Origin of the sequence: Pauljensenia sp. 20925_1_27 (assembly GCF_041432835.1) — a bacterium.
Classification (GTDB): Bacteria; Actinomycetota; Actinomycetes; order Actinomycetales; family Actinomycetaceae; genus Pauljensenia.
Genome location: NZ_JAPWAH010000001.1, coordinates 318,650 through 340,582 on the forward strand (window position 1 = coordinate 318,650; position 21,933 = coordinate 340,582).

The following is a 21,933-nucleotide window of genomic DNA, read 5'->3' on the forward strand; positions in this document are numbered from 1 at the left end:
AGGAGAATAATGAACTGGCAAATTTTCTGTGATTGGGTCTGGGCTCCAATCATCGCCCCCTTTGCGACCTACTGTATCGGCAAGCTATTTTCAAGATGCAAATACGGTCGCCAGCTCTTTCGAAAATTAACACTCGGAAATCCAAAGATTGCACTCATAGCTGACCACACAGAACAGAATAACATTAGCAAATCAATTGCCTCAACAGGATTATTCAAAGAAAAAAATATTACGTGCGAAACTTTCACAGATACACACAATCCCTCATTTCATAACAGATTTGATATCGTCATCATCGTGTTTGACTACGAAGGAAAACCCTCAAATCCAAAGGAAGACTTCACAAATCACAAACAAGAAGAGGCGGAGAGGATACTCGAAGAACACTACGATTCTTTCAAAACAACAGACGAGCCGATTGTTGTTTTCGCGAAGAAGATGATGAATCGTAAACTCTTCAACAAGATTGCAGACCGAGCAAACACATCAATTTGTCAGGCGCGTGGAAGGCTCACAGCAGACATCATCGCACAACTCACTGCTTTCAATGGATAAAACTTGGGGAATCACGATGGAAAGTTACCTCGTCATGCTGCAGACGAACAGCAATCAGCCCTTCATTTTCTCCTCTCCTCGCTTGCGTGAGCAGATCGGCGCATCCTTTGAGATCACGCTGCTGTCCAAGTGGGTGAAGGATAAGGCAGAAGAACTCCTTAATACGAAGACCCTTCCGAGTTCCTTCTGGGTTTCCGACTCGTCCGGCAAGGTGATCGTCCGATTCACCGAGACTGATGGCGTTCCAAAGGAATTAGCGAAGCGACTGATCCGAGAGGTTACGCTCCGTGCGCTGACTGACGCCCCGGGCCTCGACGTCACGGGTGTTTTCACCCCAACAGCGCCCGACGCCCTCGAAGCGAAGGACCTCGACAAACTCGACCGTGAATTCAGTGAGTACTCGCTGAGCCGCCGACCGGCGGCGGCACGCTTCCCACAGTTCCCGTTCCTGGAAAGGGCGGATGAGTCGGCGCTCCCCGCCTCAGCAGCACTCTCGGATGAGGCACTCGACAGGATCCGCAAGTACGCGAGTCACTCACTCAAGGTTCCGATGCTTTCGGACGACGGGGGTCAGCTCCCAACGCAGACGGGAAAGGACAAGGATCGGCCCCTGTCGCTTCCGTCGCGAGTCAAGCGCGCGTGGTCGCGTTCGGCACGCCGATTGCAGATCAGGGAAGTCATCGCGCGCCAGGATTCGACTCTGAGCGACGAGGTAGTCAGAGATCGAATCAAGAACCTGAACGAGGACCCATTTCAGCTGGAGAGGGCCTTTCAGGATGTGTCTAACGAGGTCGGGGCCACGAATCCTCTCCCGGAGCTGTCCTCCGTCGGCGTGATCCACATCGACGGCAACGGCGTGGGTGCGATCATGCGCGACCTCGGCAGAGCCTTCGACACAGTCGACGCGTGCCTTGATTCGCTCAAAGACGCGGCGTATAAACGCAGAGACAACCCGTGCTCGATTCATGACGATCGTTTCCAGTGGTTCGTCATGGAGGTCAACTACCGTCTCGACGGAGTCGTCAATCAAGCGGTGGCTGAGGCATGGCAAGCCGTCGACAATATTGCTGGCATCAATCGCCTTAAGACACTTCCCGTGGTTCCCGTCCTGGTGGGCGGCGACGATGTCACTGTCTACACAGACGGACGCTACGCAATTCCCTTCGCCGAGGCCTACATCCGCCACTACGAGCGCCTCACCGGCAAGGACGAGCTTCTGAAACAACTTGCCGTCGTCGCAGGCGCGGAGACACCCGGCCCCCTCACGGCCTCGGCGGGCGTGGCCATCGTGGGCCGTAACTTCCCCTTCCACATCGCCTACGACCTGGCGGAAGAGCTGGTATCGCGAGGAAAGAAGCTTGGCAAGAAGCCGGGAACGGTCCCCTGTTCGACGATCGATTTCCACGTGCTGCGCGACGCGACGGTCCTCGACCCGGATGACACGCTGGACGAGTACAAGGGCCGCACGCAGCGCCCCTTCCTGATCGGTCACTACGCGCCGGATCGGACCGGGGACGCGACCACGACCTCGTCCGAGGAAACACCCACGACAACGTCGCAGCCCTTGTCCTCCTGGGCGCGCATCCTTCAGGCAGTCGCCGCCTTCGACGGTAAGAAGCCGGACGATCCCACGCAGATCACCGGCGATCCTTTCCCGCGCGCCCGCGCGAACCGCATCGTCAAACTGCTCGCGGAAGGTAAGGCGGAAAAGGCGGCAACAGAGTGGGACGACGCGCTACAGAACGCACCCAGTGCTGGACTCCTTTCCAAACAGCTGATACTTCTTCCCCCTCAATCCTCGAGTTCCGATGAGGCTTGCGAATCTCTCGAGCAGATCAAGTGGCTCCTGGACCTCATCGACCTGTCTGAGAACTTGCCCGAGGGGTACCTTGCTTCCCGGATTGGGAGCAAAGGCGCCGACGGCACCAACTCCCAGAGAACAGCGACTGATTCCACCGAAGGAGGTGCCCAGTGACCACGGATTCACCTACCGCAAGCGGCCACGTAACCATCGTGTTCACGTCCGACTGGGGCGTATCCACGGGCGTGGGCCACGCGGGACGCACGCACTCAACAATCGAGCGTTGCGGCGACGACCCGGTCGTGCGCGGCACGGTCATCACGGGTGTTCTGCGCGAGCAGGCAATGCTGGCAGCAAAGGCGCTCGACGGGCAGAAGGACGGGAAGTGGACCAACTTCGCCCTGTGGCTCTTCGGCCAGGACCCCAACAGCGAGCCGGGCTCCGTCCCCCACCCGCGTCACGTTCTGTTCACGGACGCGACCCCGGCCTCGACGATTGACATCCACGACACTGTATCCCTGTCCATCGACCCGACCACGGGGACGGCGCGCGACCAGTTCCTGCGCTTCACGGAGCGCGCAGCGGCCGGCGTCCTCACGGGCACCTTCACGCTCATCGACGAGGCCGGAGCTGAGACCTCCGACCAGGCGACGATTGAGGCCGCGCACTTCCTACTGGGTGTCGCGGGCCTCATGGTCCGAGGCATCGGCTCGGGACGCAGCGGAGGCGACGGAGAGTGCACGGTCCTTGTATCCGGCGACAAGGTTGAGGCGCGCGACGGGCAGTCCACATCCGAGATAGTCACCTTCGCCTCGTCGCACGCACAGACGCTGAGGACGAGCCTCAAGAAGCTGGCACAGTCTCTCGAGCCAGGCGTTGTCAGCGCGCTCCCAGCCCCGCAGCGCAGCACACAACACCAGGTCGGGACCGTCGACGGTCCCGCAGCTCAGCACAGCGGCGGGCACCACCTGATCCTCGACCTCACACTCAACTCGCCCATCGTGTCCTACGAGGTCCCCTTCTCGAACGAAATCCGCTCCTTGGACTTCCTGCGCGGAACGGTCCTGCTCCCGTGGCTGCACCGGCTGGTGTCACCGAAGAAGCAAGCAGGGAACGAAGCCGTCATTACCAACGCCGTGACCGGCGGCCACCTGTTCGTCTCAGATGCGTTGCCCGTCATCAGTGACACTAAGGGACTCCCCGTTCCCCTCACGCTCAAGACGGACAAGACATCGCCCTCGGACTCGACCATCACCCTGTACGGCGACTCCACCGAGGAAACGGTGAAGATCCCCATTCGCGGCGGATATGTCTTCTTCGCCCCGAAGGAAGGCGACGGTGAAGAGCCCGGCACGAAGACTCAGGGCTGGTACGGTAAGCCTCCCCTACGCGGGCGACAGACGACCGCCATCAACCATGAGACGGGCGCGGCCAGCAAGGGACAACTCGTCCTGGTCGAGGCCCTGCCTGAAAAGATGTGCATGCGCGCGCACGTCTGGGTGTCGGATGAGCTCTGGGAGGCCGCCTCTGTCTCCGATCTTCTCGGTAAGACACGCGAGGCCCGGCTCGGGTCACGCAAACTCACAGGAACGTTCGGATCTGCGACGTGCACGCTGCGCATAGAGACAGACGATGAACGGGAGTCGCGTGGCCGTTTCGGCAACGCCGGAAGCACGCAGCTCACGAGCACTGCCTCGACGTCCGCTGATGGGACGGCCCCCGGCGAGGGCACCACGACCTCGTCCAGCGTTGTGTCGCTGTGGTTCACCTCCGATGTGATCGCCCGTTCGGCTGGACTCGGGGCTGGAGGGACCACCGACGACCTCATTCGTGCATTCAAGCGCGAGGGCATCACCGTCGAGGCAGTCGGTACCCCCTCTATCCGTCACCGCCGCGTCGACTCGTGGTCGCCTGCGGACAACGGGCCGCGCGCGAGTCGCCTTGCGATCCAGGCGGGGTCCGTAATTCAGGTGCAGGGCAGCGAGGAAGATCGGGCCAAGCTCCTGGAGCTTGCCCCCTTTGGAGTGGGCGAGCTGACGGCGCAGGGCTACGGGCGCTTCGTCGTCGATCATCCCCTTCTCAGCATCCAAGCCATTGAGGTCACGAAAGCAAAGCTCGCGCACTTTGTGTCGGCGAAGACGCCCAAAGGAGGCGAACACAAATGACATTCACACGCTATGAGCTCACTATCCCCGTTGAGCTGACGTCGGAACTCCACATCGGTGGTGTCGATGCTGTCCCCGACCGCGACGGAGAGGGAACCGTCATCCGTTTCTGCCGCAACGGCCTCCACGAGCCGACGATCCCCGGCAGGTCCATCAGGGGCGCGGTTCGCGCGGCGTGCGACATCGCCCGCCAAACGATGGAAGACGCCGGGCATCCCACGACTCAGGACGGAGGAGTATTCTCGAAGGCCAGCTGGGTGTCCCTGTGGGGCGATGACACGGACTACACCGGCAAGTCACTCCGCGATCGCCGCCTGCGCAGTGACGACTCCCTGCCGATCAGGCAGAGCGCGCTCACCTTCCACGCCGTCTCCTTCCCGGAATACAAGGACAGCGACTCCGGAGATTCCCCCTTGCCGAGGCGTCACGGCGTCGGCATCGACCGGACGACAGGAGCTGCCTCGGACGGAGCGCTGTACGAGCACGAGTTCCTTCCCCGCGGCACAAAGTTCGACATTCGCATCACCGCGGAGGGGCGCGACGACGAAACGATGGGACGCGACCAGTCGGAGGGGATTCCGGGGCCCGCGTCATCCGAGTCCGTCAAAAAGCTCCTCGAGGTCATCGTCGATGTCCTGACATCCGGTGCGGTATGCCTCGGTGGGCGGACTGGCTCTGGCCAGGGAACAATCCAGGTTATTGAGCCGAAGCTCCGTCGCACCGGCAAAACGACCGATACCGGTGCGCTGACTGCACCTGCGGACGTTCTCGATGCGCTCATCGGTGAGGACGAGGAAGGTACGCCGATTCCCCTCGAACTGGGCGGATGGTCCCTCGAAGAGCCTGCACGCATCAGGATCAACTGGTGGTCACCCACCGGTATTTTCGTCGCCGAGGACGAAAAGCTGACGAAGCAGCGCAAAGAAGAGGCTCGGAAGAAGGACCCCACCGCCAACGGAGTAACAGAGCCCCTCCGCGATCCGTCTGTCCCCTGGGATGAGGCCCAACTCCTCATACCGGGAACATCGATTCGTGGTGCGCTGCGCTCACGGGCCTCGCGCATCACACGGACGGTGCTCGCAGCAAAAGACAAATTGCCCACGTTCACATCCCATGATCTCCACGAACAGCTCGCCGCAGAGCCGAACCTGGTCCGCTACATGTTCGGCAGCACGGAGTACCGGGGCGCAGTCACCGTCCATGACTGTCTCTCCACTAAGCGTGGGGAACGCATCGAGGTCACACACAACGCGATTGATCGGTGGACGGGCGGCGTCATCGACGGTGGTCTCTTCACCGAGGCCGTCTACCTGGGCACTCACTGGGAACCGATCACGATCGACATTGATCTGCGCCAGCTCCTGAACAACATCGAAGCCGAGAAGGGGCCTGAAGACGATGGCAAGACCGTCGGCGCCGACGAAACAGGGATTGGTTCGGAAGATCGCGAGCAGTCGAAGCCTACTCACGCGGACTACGCTCACGCTGCCTACGTTTTGCTCGGGCTGGTACTCACCGAGTTGTCCGCTGGCACGCTCCCGTTGGGTAGCCGTTCGACGCGAGGCCTGGGCCAGGTCGTTGTTACAACGATCGAGGTAGAGGGGGCTAACCGTAAAGGTGTTGACCTTCCGTCGTGGAATTTCACTGGTTGCGAAGCACTGCAGCAGCCGGCAACTGGCGCTGGCGTCATGACTGACGCGCTATACAAGGGACAACGCGAGCTCGCGCGACGGGTCCTGCGCCATTTGAAAGATAAGTATGACGGGACAGAGTGGTCTAAGCGCCTAGAGAACGGTCCGGGAGCCGCGCGTAAACAATCTGAAGGGACGGAAGCCGCCGATGACTGACAAGAATCAGCAAGCGATGCTGACACACTCATCTATCCCCCCGGTTTCTGGTGACACACCACGCTTGGATCTCTTCCTCGTATACGCACGGAAACATTCGGGTGAGGATATTCAGGGCCTGGCGTTCGCAACCAACGGGACGTGGACCGTGTTAGGTTTCGATAAGGGATCCTCCACCGAGGCACCGAAGCTCGCGGTCGCGCAGATCGATGGACGAGAATTCGATCCGACGAAGCTATTCGAGCTGCGCCTGTGGGTACCGGTGAAACTGCCCGATGAACCCACAGAGGGCGACGTTCTGGCTCACGAGTTCCGTTGGGCGAACGGCGTGGGTGCCGTTGAGCTAACGCTCACCTTCGGAAGACTGAAGACATCGTCTGAAGTCACGGAATCAGTAGCTGTCAGCGGGTGGTTCCACGAGGTGAGTTATCTGCAGCATAAGTCTGCTGCGACTAGCAAAGAAGAGTCTGCCCCCGATACCAGCACTGGTCAGACAAAACAGGGCAAACAAGACCCCACCACTAACGAAATGTCGGCACTCGAGTTCATCCAAGAAGAAGATAAGTACGGAAACACGGTCGTAGTCGACCAGCTATTCACGGGAAGGTGGAGCTAATCATGTCGAGCAACAATCAAAAGCCACAATTCACTTCGTTCCATTCATCAGTGAACTGCATTCCGGTACTACGCACATCCATTCAAAAGCATGTAGCTGACGACACAAAGCGCGAAGGACAGAGCGACTCCGCCCGCCCGAACCTTCCTGAAACTGTAACAACATTTCTGAGCGACAGACTCCCCACCCCCCTTGACCACCTAGGAATTGATACATACAGCGGATCACTCCGCCTAACAGTCGAAGTGATGACTGCCCTCATTTTTGGTAATCAAAACAAATCAAAAGGAAAACCGGCTGAAATCTCAGTCCCCATCGACCCGACAACTGGACACCCTTTCATTTCCCCGACAATGATCAAAGGCATGATCTCGAACGCATACGAACGTTTGACCGCCTCGCGTTTCCGCGTTTTCGGTGAACACAACACCACCCTGACATACCGGGCAGACCCTGCCGCTGCTCTCGGACTTGTACCGGTAAGGCTAGATGACAACTACGACCTCGGTACTCACCGAGGGAAACTGCTGTACGGTCCGGGGCGTGCTCTCTACGCGAAACTACTGACACACGAAACAGGAGACGATGGGGAGAACAAAAAGCCACATCCGCTCCTCAAGAACTCCTCTGCCTGGAACAAGCTCCAGCACGGAGAGCGCATTGACTTCATGGCAAAGAAGATTAAGGATTCGTATATAGTCACACAAATCAAAGCAAGAGGGGATAACGCTTACTCACAACTCAACGTTCCAGACTGGGTCGCCACATCAAATAGTGACGAAACTGCATATACTGGCTGGTTCTATTCCACCACACCCGACCATCTCCTCAAGGCAGGAAAGTCTATATTCGACTCTAAGCTATCCGAGCGCATCTTCTTCTATGACCATCGCAGCAATGAAGAAATCGAGATCGATCCCACTGTGGCAGAGACCTACGATCAAATTATCTGCTCATATTCCTACGATTCAACAGATCCCACTTCAAAGACGCCAACTAAGCCAAACAGATTCGTCATCGATCGAGCAGGGAACAAGGACATACCTCCAATCAACCACTCCGGCCTTTTAGCATATGCCCGCCTTCAAGGAAAGAAGGTCGTTGAGCTCATGCCAACACAGGTTGGCAGGCGCAACTACTCGCGCAGTCCACGGAGCTTAGCTCAGGAGCAGGGAGTACTCCCGGTTAGCGACGCAATCGAGGCATCCCCGGCGGACCATATCTTTGGCTTCATCCCCATGGACGCCGGGGCAGCCGCCAATCAGAAAGATCAACAATTGTCGACACTTAGAGGAAGGATCACGATCAGCGCTGTCGACACAAGCGAAGTAACGCCTAAGGATGAGAAACTTAATCTTCGCCCCCTTCTCGGACCAAATACAGGTTCAGCTCGCCGTTTTCTCACTAATACTTCAGGCCACACGATCAGCGGACGCCCGAGACCTGACTACTATTCCGAGGGAGACCACCTTGGAGCAGCTTCATACGGCTTTCGCCGTAGAGATGCAGAACACAAGAAACGCGGAGATGCAGAACAGAAGAAACAGAGTGACGGGCGCATAGGTTACGCGACCCTCGAGCGTTACGAGGCAGAGCAATTAGAAGAGAATTTCCGAGCACAAGAGAAGACGAACCCAGATATCTATTCCACCGCGATAACCTGGATTCCCCGCAGCAGCACCTTCCATTGCACGATCCATTTTGAAGGATTACAAAAAGAGGAGCTGTGGACGCTCCTTTGGATTTTGGATTCCAAGCTCCTCGGACAGTACGCGCAGGAATCGCAACATCAGCCAGAATCTGATCAAGGCGAAAGCAGCGCGCCCATGGAAGGTTATCTGCGAATGGGGATGGGTAAACCTCTCGGCCTTGGGGTAGTGCGCACATCCTTTTCGGCACTTAGCTACGTCAAAACCGCAGACGATGACGCATTTGCACTTGTTGACGATTATGAAGATCTCGACGGATGCCTGGGAGCCCCTGACCCTGATAAAGACACGCTAAACGAGGAATGGGGAAACGAATTCTTTGCTGAAGCAGAGGGCTTCTATCGACTTCTTTCCAGCACACCATGGTGTAAAGCGTTTCTTAGGTCATGCCTTGGCTATCCCGGCAAAACAGAGGTTCGCTACATGACACTGAGCGAAAACAAGCAGAATAATAAGACCGAGTCTGACGGAAGGGTTAAGTCTGGACGCGGACACGCCCCGCGTCCACTCGCTGCCGACAATTGGGACGAGGCCCTGAAGATACCGAAGAAACAAGACTGAGTACAGCTATGAGTTCCGCTGCGAGTTCCAGTGTTGCTTCAAAACAACAGGCACCATGTCTGGTCCCGGTATGCACCAGCCTCCCGCTAGCCCTCACCACACTCCCCGGCACAACCCCACATCATCCAGCGCTATGGCCGCGCCGAGTATGTCGGCGCGGTCGGCGCAGGATGAGCAGATGGGGTAGATGTGGATGACGTCGTCGGTCTCGGAGATGAGAGCGGCCAGCAACAAACGCACGCGCGCGAGCGTGGCGGTGTCGAGGCGTAGCTGGAAGACGGATTCTTGGATGCGGTAGCCCCAGGATTCGAGGGTTTTGGCGACGCGGAGTCGGCGTTTGTTGTCGGCGATGTCGTAGGCGATGTTGTAGATCATCGCCAGGTGATCCCGCTCCACTGGTAGTCGGGTTCGGCAATGGCGCGCACCAGCATCTGCGCGGAGTGGGCGATGCGTCTGCGCCACGACCCCGTGTATCCGGGGAGGGCTCCGGAGACGGATCGCTGGCAGGCGCCCTCGTACGCGTCGACGAGGATTCTCTTGCCGTCGCTGCCCAGCCACATTCCCCCACCCTCGGCCTCGACGACGCCGTGTTCGGGCCGGAGTTTGCGTGTGCGCAGGAGTGCCATGACGGTTTGGTCGACCAGGAGTGGGCGGAACTGTTCCATGAGGTCCAGCGCCAGGCTGGGCCGCTTGTCGGTGGGCGCGTGCGCGATACCGGGGGACGGTTCGAGCCCGGCGGCGTGCAGCGCGCCGACGCATTCGGACAGGAGGATCGCGTACCCGTAGGACAGGGCGGCGTTGGGTAGGTCGTGGGGTGGGCGTCGGCTGCGCCCGTCGAAGGTGACGTCGGCGGGCACGCACGCGGCGAGCGCGTCGAAGTAGGCGTTGGAACACGCGCCTTCGATGCCCATGATTTCGTCGAGTGTGCGCGCGCCCGCGAGGGAGCGCCGCCAAGCGTGCATGTGCGCGGTCGTGTCGGCGACGTGCACGGCTTCGTCGCGTCGGGCGATGCGGGTGAGGACGTGGATTTGACCGCGGATTTTCGCGCCGATGAGGCTGGCGGCCAGGCGGACGCGCCGCTCACGGTCGCCGACGAGGGCCACTTGCGCGAGGAGCCGACTGGCGTGCGATCCCCTGTTGGCGCCGATGAGAGTGCCTTAGTAGGAGCCTCGCCGCGACAGGCACACGACGTCGACGCCGCCGCGCATCGCCCACGAACGCGCACCGGCGGACAGGCCGACGTTTCCGGACAGGACGACACGGGTGACGCTGTTATTAGGGAGGGATGTGGAGGGCAACGAGCCGGGCGCGTCGACGAGGACGCGGCCCGCTTTGACATGGACGCGCGCGCCATCGCGGCCGACGTAGAGGATGCGGTCGGCTTGGCCTGTGGGTTCGTCGCTGGGCCGGGTGATCCACGGGTCGATGCCGACGCTGGCGAGGGCTTTCTCCTCGTCAATGTACTGGGTCGTCACGTCGGTGAGGCGCGCACCCGTGTTGATGGCTGCGGCCGCGACGGTGTCGATGGCGTCGGCCAGGCGCTGCTCGGTTGGTGCCGCGAGCATGAGGGTGGTTCCTACGCGCGAGTAACGCAGTCCTCACCCAGTGGCGTACCTGTCAAGGTCGAGCAGGGCGGCGTCGGCGAGGACGCTCACGATCAGGTTGGGGTCCGAGGCCTGGGCGAGTTCGTCAATAATGGGCGCGTCGGCGTCGGACACATCCAGCGCCGAAAGACCCGCACAGGTCACGAGGCCCCGGTCGGCGACGCAGATGGTGGCTCGCGCGAGGTGGTGGTTGCCGTGGTCGTAGTCCTCGACGAGTCCCCTGCTGAATGCGTCGTATCCTGCCCGCGTGTCGTCGTAGGTGCCGTAGGGGCGTTCCGCAGCGAGGCGGCGATCGAAGGTTTCGCGCACCGATTCGGCCAGGAGCGCCCGGGTGATGGGGTCGGCCGTTGCGATCGTGTTCGTGTCAAGTGCGGCGATCCGTGGCGGCACCCAGTCGCTCGCGGCGAGGACGCGGAGTTGTTCGTCGGTGAGGCTTCCCGGCGTGGGGGTGTTCGCTCTGGTGGGGTCGGGGTGTGCTGTGAGGAGTCGGCGTCTGGCGCGAGTGAGGGCTTCTGGGCTGGTCGCTTCTCTCAGGGACGAGGCCGTGGCGGGTGTCGTCATTGTCTGTCCTTACACTCAACAACCCTGCGGTTACTCTCCAAGTGTGAAGCGTTATGGAGGAGCGACACGCCGACGATGGCGGCGATTTCCGGGACAACGTCGGCCCCGCAGGCGTTCCGCGGCGATGCGAGCATTCGCAACGAAAAGTCTGGTAATCTGACCTCGTGCTTGCTGGTCGGGGGGATGCTTATTCGGCCACTGGCGATCCGGTACGACGTTTTCCCTGGCCACAGGGGGTACGACACGCCGGACAGTCAGAAAGCACCGAGCGCCAAAAGGTGCATTAAGACGCTGCGTCCGTTTACACGCGCTAACGCGCATGTAACGAAGTCAGAAAGCACCGAGCGCCAAAAGGTGCATTAAGACAGGACCGTGTTCGCATAGCCGACCTCGTTGATCTTGAGTCAGAAAGCACCGAGCGCCAAACGGCGCATCAAGACACCATATCTGCTCCTTCTGGCTGATATTTCTTAAGTCAGAAAGCGCCAAGCGCCAAAAGGTGCATTAAGACACGCCGTCCAGCGCGTCATCCTCATACGTCACCTGTCAGAAAGCACCGAGCGCCAAACGGTGCATTAAGACTCTCCGATCTGTGCGCGCAGGATACGCTCAGCCTCACGGGCCAGAAAGCACCGAGCGCCAAAAGGTGCATTAAGACCCTGCTACCACCCGCACTTGTTGACCAACTATAAATTGAGTCAGAAAGCTCCGAGCGCCAAAAGGTGCATTAAGACATCGAACAAGGTCATGAGGACCAGCAAGTCCTCAGTGCGAGTCAGCAAGCACCGAGCGCCAAAAGGTGCATTAAGACAGGTTGAAGTCTGACCGCTCTAGGTCGGCGTCCCATCGTCAGAAAGCACCGAGCGCCAAACGGTGCATTAAGACGCCTTCGCAGCCGCCGCCTCCCAGATGAACTTCGGCATGTCAGAAAGCACCGAGCACCAAAAGGCGCATTAAGACATGACCGCCACGTTCCCACCCTCGGCAGGCTCGCAGTCAGAAAGCACCGAGCGCCAAACGGTGCATTAAGACGCGATTTTTTCGGGTCGCATGTTGTTTTCGGCGAGCGCCCAGTCAGAAAGCACCGAGCGCCAAAAGGCGCATTAAGACAACTGTACGTTCGCGGCGTTAACGAACATCGTGGGTGGTCAGAAAGCACCGAGCGCCAAAAGGTGCATTAAGACTACTCGGCCTCCGCGCGGATCGCGACGAGGTTGTTCTCGTGTCAGAAAGCACCGAGCGCCAAAAGGTGCATTAAGACGTCCTCGTAGCCGAGGTCGTGAAGCAGCTGCATCCAAGAGTCAGAAAGCACCGAGCGCCAAAAGGTGCATTAAGACGAGTACAAGACCTCATCTGCGCACTGCGCCGCCTCGGGTCAGAAAGCACCGAGCGCCAAAAGGCGCATTAAGACATAACGTAGTTGCCAGCATCGAGAACGTGCTCGCCCTCGTCAGAAAGCACCGAGCGCCAAAAGGTGCATTAAGACACCGTCAATGTCCCATTGCATTTCTCGGGTTTACCCAGGTCAGGAAGCACCGAGCGCCAAACGGCGTATTAAGACAGGCCAACTGTCGTCGTCGCGACGTCGGGCAGTGCGGGCCAGAAAGCACCGAGCGCCAAAAGGTGCATTAAGACCAATCATCCTTGGTCGCGTTGAGGATCTCAGTGATCTGGTTAGAAAGCACCGAGCGCCAAAAGGTACATTAAGACTTCGTGATGATATCTCTCAGGTCATACAGAAATCTCCGGTCAGAAAGCACCGAGCGCCAAAAGGTACATTAAGACTTCGTGATGATATCTCTCAGGTCATACAGAAATCTCCGGTCAGAAAGCACCGAGCGCCAAACGGTGCATTAAGACAGCTTGCGAACGCGGTCTTGAATTCGCTTGAGCTTATGTCAGAAAGCACCGAGCGCCAAAAGGTGCATTAAGACCTTGTGTATGCGGTCGAAACGTGAGTGCTGCCGTCACTCAGTCAGAAAGCACCGAGCGCCAAAAGGTGCATTAAGACGGTCTTGAAGAACATGACATCGGGGAACTCGACGCTCTTGGTCAGAAAGCACCGAGCGCCACAAGGTACATTAAGACGGGCCGTAGATTTCGTCGTCGTCCACGCCGACAGCGCGGTCAGAAAGCACCGAGCGCCAAAAGGTGCATTAAGACACCTTGACTGTGATATACGGCTTCTCAGGATCCGGGTCAGAAAGCACCGAGCGCCAAAAGGTGCATTAAGACCGGGGTTCGGGGACTTACGGATGGTCACTGCGCTTATCAGAAAGCACCGAGCGCCAAAAGGTGCATCAAGACTCGCTCCCGTCTTCCCCCACATCCTCCCAGGTCATACGAGTCAGAAAACACCGAGCGCCACAAATCTCGCATGCAATTCTCTTGGTACACACGTCAACGACCAGTGAAAACAGCGGAATACCAACGTTTCAATTTCACTTTTTGAACGAATTACAGCTGAATTTCATGCAAAATTTTCCAATTTCCTCCAGGACGAGCGCCATAAGGCGCATTAAGACGACAGGTTGACAATGATTGCCAGAACGTCTTTGTCGCCCTGGTTAGAAAGCACCGAGCACCATAAGGTGTATTAAGACGCGCGGCAGCGGCCAGCTCTGCCACGGACACGAGCGTGTCAGAAAACACCGAGCACTATAAGGTGCATTAAGACACCATGCCGCCTGCGTAGAAGTGTTCCAGCTCCGTGTGTCAGAAAGCACCGAGCGCCAAAAGGTGCATTAAGATGCTTCACAACAACGCGGCCACCCTGAACCTTTCCACGGTCAGAAAGCACCGAGCGCCAAACGGCGCATTAAGACATCTAATTAAAGACCTCAAAGCAAGTAGTCCTGGCGGGTCAGAAAGCGCCGAACACCAAACGGTGCATCAAGACATGACCGGTCGCGGAATCACGCGGAAAAGTCGCATTGGCGGTCAGAAAGCACCGAGCACCAAACGGCGCATTAAGACAGGCCAACTGTCGTCGTCGCGACGTCGGGCAGTGCGGGCCAGAAAGCACCGAGCGCCAAACGGTGCATTAAGACGGGCGGATGACGGCGCAGACTGAGTCCCAGTCTCGGGTGCGTCAGAAAGCACCGAGCGCCAAAAGGTGCATTAAGACCGCGCATTGCCTGCTTGTGCATTGCTCGCTGGATGGAGCGTCAGAAAGCACCGAGCGCCAAAAGGTGCATAAAGACGCGTTGGTGCGTGCTTCGTTGCCATTGAGGTAGTCGTGTCAGAAAGCACCGAGCGCCATAAGGTGCATTAAGACGAAAGCATGTCAACACTCAGTGTTTCTGGCCACCCGTCAGGTTAGAAGGCACCGAGCGCCAAAAGGTGCATTAAGACTCCGGGGGAGCAGTGTTCAACTCGTCAAGGAATACGACGGTCAGAAAGCACCAAGCGCCAAACGGTGCATTAAGACGGCGCAAGCATCGCCTGCGCCGTGATCATGGACACGACGTCAGAAAGCACCGAGCGCCATAAGGCGCATTAAGACGCGCTGATCTTCGGATCATCCCACCAACCTTCACGGCGTCAGAAAGAACCGAGCGCCAAAAGGTGCATTAAGACACGTAGCTGAACCCAAGGAGAACTTCGGAGGCTGCGTCAGAAAGCACTGAGCACCAAACGGTGCATTAAGACGTATCTGAACATAGTGTTCCTTGGTTGTGTCGATGTGCCAGGAAGCACCGAGCGCCAAAAGGTGCATTAAGACGGGGTCTCGTCGAGCAAATCGAGCAGGTCAAAATCGTTATCAGAAAGCACCGAGCGCCAAACGGTGCATTAAGACAATACGATTACAGCCACTGCCATCGCAGCTATAACGTCAGAAAGCACCGAGCGCCAAACGGTGCATTAAGACCTGCCTTAACAGACATCGACATGTCTCCCTTCTTGATAACATGCAGAAAGCACCGAGCGCCAAACGGTGCATTAAGACGGGTAGAGAACGCCCTTGTTGACGCCAGTCTGGTAAGTCAGAAAGCACCGAGCGCCAAACAGTGCATTAAGACGAGACGTTATCTGGGCTGTCAGTGTACTGAGCCTGCGATGTAAGAAAGCACCGAGCGCCATAAGGCGCATTAAGACATCGCGACATTGGTCGCCGGGCCGTAGATTTCGTCAGTCAGAAAGCACCGAGCGCCAAAAGGTGCATTAAGACCCCGTGTATTTGATGAATCTTTCGTTATTTGTTTTATGTCAGAGAGCATCGAGCGCCAAAAGGTGCATTAGGACCCCTGTCGGAAGCCGATACGCTGAACGAGGTAACGTTAGAAAGCACCGAGCGCCATGAGGTGCATTAAGACCGGAGCTTTACTGCTAGCAGTGGTGGTGTCACGTGTTAGAAAGCACCGAGCGCCATGCGGCGCATTACAACGCGGCCTTCCACGAGCTTTCCATGGAACAAGCTCGGGCCTGAACCAGCACGCGTACGACCGATGCCTCCCCGCCACAACGCGGGGAGGCCACGTCAATGTTGGGCAGAAAAGCACCTACGAGCGCAAACCAGCATCCCTCTTCAACGGATGCCTTCTATCCTCTCCCCGCCACCACGGCATCCACGCGCGATATCCATCAGGCGGCGGGGTCAGTGAGTCTGGCTCGAAGCCGAGCTCCTCGGGTGTCTCGGGGATGCGGTCGACGAGGAAGTACTTGTCCTTGTCGTCGCAGTGTTCGCGCACGATGGTGCGGAATTCGGCGAGCTCGCAGTACAGGACGCCCGTGATCGGATTCCTCTTGCACACCACGATCTTGTACAGCCAGTAGGCGAACAGCGCGACGTTGGCCGCGAGCGCCAGGGCCGCACACACGATGTTCGCTCGCGGGTCCATGGTCGCGAAGTTGAAGATGTCCGAGGGAGGAACCAAGACCTCGGGCAGGAGTGTGTTCATGGAGATCCAGAAGACCAGCGTGAAGCAGCGGAACCAGATCCACTGGCCCTTCGCCCAGGTGAACGCGGGAATCGTGCAGGCGAGTAGCAGGGCAAGCGTGCAGTACCACGTGTAGTCGGCCAGCGAGTTGTACAAGAATGCATGGTTCCACAGGTCGTAGGCGATCACCCACGGCCACACCATGTCCACCCAGATGAGGCCGCGCACGGAGCGCTTGCCGGGTGAGGTCACGATGATCTTACCCAGGCCCGTGATCGTGATGATGTTGAGCAGGCCGGCCGCAGCGGACAGCAGGTTCCAATAGCCGCCGATCGTGCGGAAGCCCGTCTCCGGGTCAATGCCGACGTGACGCTCCGCCAGGTTGGCGGCGACCTCCTGATACCACTGCTGGGAGTGCAGCTCGGCGCTCACTCCCCTGGCCTCGGGCAGGCCGGCGATCATGTCGATCGTGTGCGCATCGTTCACGCCCTTCAGGCACTGCCAGTCGGCGCCGCACGCGTAGTACGCATCCGCGTTGAACCAGATCGTGAGGTCGCGGATGTTCGCCTCCATGATGTTGACGGCCAGGCCGATCCACAGGGCTACGCCCAGCCAGATCGCGTACTTGTGCGCCTTGACGGGATTGCGCTTCGCGTACACCAGGACCGTGCCCGTCATGGTGGCGGTCAGGATCATGATCGCGTACTTGCCGAACGGGAACCATCCCACCATCGGGGTCCCGTGGATCCACGCGTAGGGCATGAGGGCGATGCCGCCCACGGTCCACACGGCAAAGATCGTCCAGTTCCACCGCCGGTTAATCTCCGCGACGACGATCTGGGCGGCAAGCACCAGCAGCCAGATGAGATAGACCTTGGGAGTCCCGAGCTCCCACAGGAAAAGCGAGTCCACGGCATTCTCCTTCGAACGCACAACCGGGCTAATAGTTGTCGGCTATCATAATCCGAAACACTAACCTAGTGTGCGGGGTTCACCGTCGAATCCCCATCGTTCCGGGGCTCCACGCGGGCCAGCGCCAGCGCGGGCGCCCCTCGTCAATTCCTCAAGGAGGAGGACCCATGACACGCCTACCCCGTCGCACCCTCTGCGCCGCCGGCCTGACCGGCACCGCCGCACTCCTGGGAGGCATGTACGCCTTCAGCCAGCTCAGCGGCAAGGCCACGCCCGAGGAGCAGGCCTGGCACTACCCGGGCGATGACCTCATCGACGCCAACTACGACAACGGCTACTCCTCGACCTACGCGATCACGATCGACGCGCCCGCCTACGCAGTGTGGCGCCTCTTCAAGCAGATCGGCGCGGAAAAGTCCGGATCCTTCTCCTCGGAGTTCCTCGAGCGAGTATTCGCGCGCCTGCCCTTCTTCAACTCCTACGAGATCCAGGAGGAGTTCCAGCAGCCCGACTCGATGGTGCCCGGCGACATCGCGGCCTTCGACTTCCACGGCATGTCGATGGAGTGGGCGGACGTCGTGCCCGGCAAGTACATGGTCCAGTGGGTCGAGACGAAGAACCCGCCCAAGGCGCCCGGCTCCTACGCGTTCCGCTTCCCCGGGATGACGCACTTCGCGGCCGCCTGGTGCTTCTACATGGTGCCCCTGTCGGGTGGGCGCACGCGCCTCATCAACCACTGGCGCATCGGCTACGAGCCCGCCTCCCCCGCCATGAAGGCCCTGAACTGGATCAACATCGAGTTCATCGGCGGGTGCATGACCCACCTGCAAAACCTCTACGTCAAGCGCGTCCTCGAGTTCAAGAAGAAGCAGCACCTGACGGGCCGCTTCATGCGCGGAATGCTGGGCGGACGCTTCTTCAACTCGGGCACGCCCGCAGGGCGCTACGACGGGACTCCCCTGTTCGAGGAGACCTTCACCCAGTGGTTCCGCTACGGACGGTCCGCCCCGGCCGTCGCCGAGATCCGCCCGCCCGTCACCGACGACCCCTCCTGGCCGCCGACGGGCGCGGACAGCCCGTGGGCGGGCGAGGTCGACGCCTCCTACTTCGACGGCTGGACCGAACCCGCCTTCTCCTGGGAGGAGCAGATCCGCCAGAAGATGGAGCGCACCTACCTGCCCAATTGGGGGAAGGAGCAGCGCTAATGGGCGCCATCACTCCCCCGGACTACCCGACGCTCTTTTTCTTCGAGGTCGGCCAGTGGTGGGACTACGCGATGCTCCTCCTCGTCGTCGCGCTCCTCGCGGGCACCGCGTGGCTGGCACAGCGCAACATGTGGGTGGTCCTCGCGCTCTTCGTGGTCATCCCCATCGCCCTGACGATCTTCTGGTGGCCGCACTCGACGGCGGGGACGGCCTCGGCGGGCTGGTTCCCGATCGTGAAACAGTACTCGGCGCTGGCGGGGTCCCTGTGCCTCGTCGCCCTGCAGGTCTTCCCGAGGCTGCGCTACAACCGCTGGTACCTGATCATCCCGCCCGCGATCCTCGCAGTGAACATCGCCGAGGCCGTGGTGCGCGACTTCCAGTGCTACGGGATTCACGGGGTGGATCCCTCGCAGGGCATGGTCACGTGGGGCGGGCCGTGGAACATCATGAACGGCATTGCAGGCATCTTGAACCTGCTCGCGATCTCCGGGTGGGTCGGGATCTTCGTATCCAAGGGCAAGGAGCGCGCCCTCATCTGGGGTGACCTGACGATCGGGTGGATTATCGCCTACGACCTGTGGAACCTCGCCTACGTGTACAACTGCCTGGCGGACCGGGCGTGGTACTCGGGCGTGGCGCTGCTAGCCGCGTGCACGATCCCGGCGCTCATGAAGGTCGGGCGAGGCGCGTGGATCCAGTACCGCGCGTACACACTCACGCTGTGGTCGGGAGTCGTGCTCACATTCCCGCACTTCATGCACGATTCGATATTCGCCCACCGCAGCGCCCACAACCCCTGGGCGATGCTCATCCTCTCGGCGGCCGCCCTGGTGGCCAACATGTGGGTGTTCGCCGCGCACGTGCGCACGATCGTCTCCAAGCGGCGCAACCCGCTCACGCAGGAGGTCCACGCCGACGAGGCCACCTACGCCTCGTGGGTCCGTGACCTCGCGTCCCAGGAGGACAAGGAGCTCATCGCCGCGCGCCTGGGCACGACACCCGAGAAGGCGGGCTTTACGTCGGCGAGGGGGGATGCCAGCTTGGTCAGGTCGTAGCCGCGCTCAGCCTCATCGGCCCACGCCTGAATCTGCTCATCGTTGACGGGTTCTCCGTGAAGAAGACGATCACACATATGACACCTAGAAGGAAAACAAGACTACGAAACCACCGCACACGAGACCTCGCGCGACCAAGCCACACGGGCATCTAGGCCAACTGAACGACCAGACGCTGCCATTAAAGTGCGTCGATTAAGTCGCGCACGAGCTGCGACGGCGTCGTACCACGCTCCTGAGCCACCTCAGCAAGCTTGGCACGGCGAGAACGATCAAGACGGAGGGTGAACGGCTTAGCACCAACACCGACGCTAATCGGACGTCCGGCCACTGACGATCCGAGATGCTTCCCGTCGTAAGGAACACCGTTCTCGGCCTCGTTCCCCCAACGCTCCAGATCCTCATCGGTGAATGTCACGCCGTCAGCTGACTTATACGTCGCCATCATTACCTCCTTAAACCAACCTCTGCGAGCACCGCTCGCGTTACCAGCATCGCATGGAAAATGAGCCATCCATCGGGCTCATCCTCGACCGCAATATATTCCAAAAGTCGCCCCTTGCGGTCGAGGCCAACTCCGACCCACTGGATCGGATGCGTATCGCGCGCACGCGAACGCAACGTGCCCTCGAAGGCCGCGATAACATCATCATCCTCAACATCACTATGACGTTGATGGACACGAGGATGAACCCGGACTCGCACGCGATCACCTCCATAGTTTCGTATACACGCCAGTGTAGTACGAAATAGCCCGAGAGGGAATAGCTCCGGCCACCACACCCCCTACAACAACCGCAACACGCCTCTCAAGACGACCACCCTCCCCACCGCAACCGACCCGTTCACTTCTTCTTTCTCCTCGTTCATTAACGAGGCCTGGGCTGGGGTGTACACATACGTGCGGTTTCGGGAATGCGGATGGGAGGATGTGCGTGATGGTTGCGCAGCATTCTTAGTATTTCGTGTCGGTTCTGCGCGTACCCTGAAACGGTAGGGCGCGCCTCCAAGGGTGGGGGCGCGCCGCAGGGCACCTCACCGTGGAGGAGTACAACGCCATGACGGTTCCACCATTATTCGACCACCTCGACACCGAGGATGAGGATCAGCTGCGGCGCGACATGTCCGCGTCACTGGACGCAGGCTTTGAGGCCGATACTGAGCACCGGGCCACGCGCGCGCATCCCGGAGGCTTGCGGGAGCGCGCCCAGGCCTGGCTGCACGTCGAGCCGTTCTATTGGGTGATGCGCGTGGTCTACGTGTGCCTCGCCGCCGGGGCAGTCTTCGCCGTCTACATCAACGGAGTCGCCGAAGGCTGGTGGCACGCCTGGGGTGAAAAACCCAGCGTCGCGGCCACGACCCCCGCCACTCAGCCCGCACCCACCGCTTCTCCGACGGCCTCGAGCGAACCACCAATGTCGGGCGGCTACCAGATCGGACCCGACGGCGTCCTCGTACGCCCCGCCCAATATGCCGCAGACACCTACACCAAACCCGAGCTCCCTGAGGAAGCGAAGGAAAACACCGAGCGAGGAGCAGAAGCAGCCGCAGAACACTACCTCGCACTCCTGATCTATTCTTGGAACACCGGCGACACTCAGCCACTAGCCAATATGTCTGACCCATCATCGAACTTTGCAAAGAACCACATTGCCAATACTCAAGAAATGTATACAAATGGCTGGTCATTTGGAAACTCAGTAACAGTACAGGAGGTGCTTCGTCTTGAAGCAGTTTCATCGCAAGATGGAACGATTCCACCAAATACCGTCGGAGTTCGCCTTCGTGTCAGCGCAAATAATGGAACAAGGTGCAAGGGGCAGAGCATTATTGTTGACGATTCTGAGCATAGTTCAACAATTACCTTATTCATGACATGGAAAGATAACCGCTGGACAGAGGTACAAGGAAGCGCCACCGATCATGATGACGAATAAATTACGCATTTTCCTTGCAATCACCGCCACTTCATCTTCTTTACTAATTTTGAATTGCCTACCCGCGATAGCCCTCGCACCAAGTTCAGGTTTTGACGCCAACGGAATCGATAGGGATGTCAACACTGATATGTGGGAGGATGAGAACGAAGATAGTCCTGGCACAGTAGGAAGCCCCTCTCAACCATCAGAAGATGACACGGGTTCACCTCGAGCGACTGAACCAACGACCACGAACAGCGCTTTGGATTTTGCGCTTGGCTACCATTGCGAACATCCAGTTTCCTACGATTCGGGTCATCTGATGTTCCCTACCTACTGGAGATGCGACGATCCTCCGCCGTCCGTAGACACGCCATCAGATCCTCCTTCAACCCAGAAGATTCTGCGTCACGCTGCTGCCACAATTCACGCGGATGGCGCAGGGATCTACAAGCAGCCCCCACACGTCTCGTATACGAACAAGTACGTCCCCACGCTCGTCTCAGTCACCAACCCGACCCAAACCCACACGATCAACCTGCT

At 59.3% G+C, this 21,933-nt stretch carries 13 protein-coding genes and 2 pseudogenes; 10 read left to right on the forward strand and 5 right to left on the reverse strand.

Going from position 1 to position 21,933, the window contains the following annotated elements; translation table 11 throughout:
• Positions 1-9 precede the first annotated feature (9 nt).
• The 6 genes from O3684_RS01435 to O3684_RS01460 are packed head-to-tail and all read left to right on the forward strand — an operon-like array spanning position 10 to position 9,254.
• Positions 10-555, forward strand: coding sequence for a hypothetical protein (locus tag O3684_RS01435; RefSeq protein ID WP_500064531.1), 546 nt, complete (start codon positions 10-12; stop codon positions 553-555).
• Positions 556-571: 16 nt separating this feature from the next.
• On the forward strand, positions 572-2,530 hold the full coding sequence (locus O3684_RS01440) for a hypothetical protein (protein WP_500064533.1): 1,959 nt from the start codon (positions 572-574) through the stop codon (positions 2,528-2,530).
• Positions 2,527-4,521, forward strand: a complete 1,995-nt coding sequence (locus O3684_RS01445; RefSeq protein WP_500064534.1) for an RAMP superfamily CRISPR-associated protein — start codon at positions 2,527-2,529, stop codon at positions 4,519-4,521. Before O3684_RS01440 ends, O3684_RS01445 begins: the two co-directional genes overlap by 4 nt.
• Positions 4,518-6,368: an RAMP superfamily CRISPR-associated protein gene (locus O3684_RS01450; RefSeq protein ID WP_500064536.1), complete on the forward strand. Its 1,851-nt coding sequence runs from the start codon at positions 4,518-4,520 to the stop codon at positions 6,366-6,368. The genes O3684_RS01445 and O3684_RS01450 overlap by 4 nt, the downstream gene beginning before the upstream one ends.
• Positions 6,361-6,984, forward strand: a complete 624-nt coding sequence (locus O3684_RS01455; RefSeq protein ID WP_500064537.1) for a hypothetical protein — start codon at positions 6,361-6,363, stop codon at positions 6,982-6,984. Before O3684_RS01450 ends, O3684_RS01455 begins: the two co-directional genes overlap by 8 nt.
• Positions 6,985-6,986: 2 nt before the next feature.
• Positions 6,987-9,254, forward strand: coding sequence for a hypothetical protein (locus O3684_RS01460; protein ID WP_500064539.1), 2,268 nt, complete (start codon positions 6,987-6,989; stop codon positions 9,252-9,254).
• A gap of 93 nt (positions 9,255-9,347) precedes the next feature.
• On the opposite strand, the gene cas2 is transcribed toward O3684_RS01460, so the two are convergent.
• The 4 genes and pseudogenes from cas2 to O3684_RS01480 form a co-directional block, all read right to left on the reverse strand.
• Positions 9,348-9,629: a CRISPR-associated endonuclease Cas2 gene (gene cas2 / locus O3684_RS01465; RefSeq protein WP_500064540.1), complete on the reverse strand. Its 282-nt coding sequence runs from the start codon at positions 9,627-9,629 to the stop codon at positions 9,348-9,350.
• Positions 9,626-10,819, reverse strand: a pseudogene (cas1, locus tag O3684_RS01470) (CRISPR-associated endonuclease Cas1). The gene cas2 and the pseudogene cas1 overlap by 4 nt, the downstream one beginning before the upstream one ends.
• A gap of 33 nt (positions 10,820-10,852) precedes the next feature.
• Entirely contained in the window at positions 10,853-11,419 is a 567-nt protein-coding gene (locus O3684_RS01475; RefSeq protein WP_500064542.1) for a hypothetical protein, read from the reverse strand.
• A 4,502-nt stretch (positions 11,420-15,921) separates the two neighbouring features.
• Positions 15,922-17,211, reverse strand: coding sequence for a DUF5692 family protein (locus O3684_RS01480; protein WP_500064544.1), 1,290 nt, complete (start codon positions 17,209-17,211; stop codon positions 15,922-15,924).
• Between the two features lie 167 nt (positions 17,212-17,378).
• Here O3684_RS01480 and O3684_RS01485 point away from each other — a divergent pair, with 167 nt between their 5' ends.
• Both O3684_RS01485 and O3684_RS01490 read left to right on the forward strand, forming a co-directional pair.
• Positions 17,379-18,416 (forward strand): hypothetical protein, encoded by a 1,038-nt coding sequence (locus tag O3684_RS01485; protein ID WP_500064546.1) that lies wholly within the window; start codon positions 17,379-17,381, stop codon positions 18,414-18,416.
• Positions 18,416-19,471, forward strand: a complete 1,056-nt coding sequence (locus tag O3684_RS01490) for a DUF5692 family protein (protein WP_500064547.1) — start codon at positions 18,416-18,418, stop codon at positions 19,469-19,471. The genes O3684_RS01485 and O3684_RS01490 overlap by 1 nt, the downstream gene beginning before the upstream one ends.
• Before the next feature lie 181 nt (positions 19,472-19,652).
• On the opposite strand, the gene O3684_RS01495 is transcribed toward O3684_RS01490, so the two are convergent.
• Positions 19,653-19,916 (reverse strand): ribbon-helix-helix domain-containing protein, encoded by a 264-nt coding sequence (locus tag O3684_RS01495; RefSeq protein WP_500064548.1) that lies wholly within the window; start codon positions 19,914-19,916, stop codon positions 19,653-19,655.
• A 613-nt stretch (positions 19,917-20,529) separates the two neighbouring features.
• Between O3684_RS01495 and O3684_RS01500 the strand changes: the two genes are divergently transcribed.
• Both O3684_RS01500 and O3684_RS01505 read left to right on the forward strand, forming a co-directional pair.
• Positions 20,530-21,408: a DUF6318 family protein gene (locus O3684_RS01500; protein WP_500064550.1), complete on the forward strand. Its 879-nt coding sequence runs from the start codon at positions 20,530-20,532 to the stop codon at positions 21,406-21,408.
• Positions 21,395-21,933 (forward strand): annotated as a pseudogene (locus tag O3684_RS01505) (hypothetical protein); the annotation flags it as partial. The gene O3684_RS01500 and the pseudogene O3684_RS01505, both read left to right, overlap by 14 nt.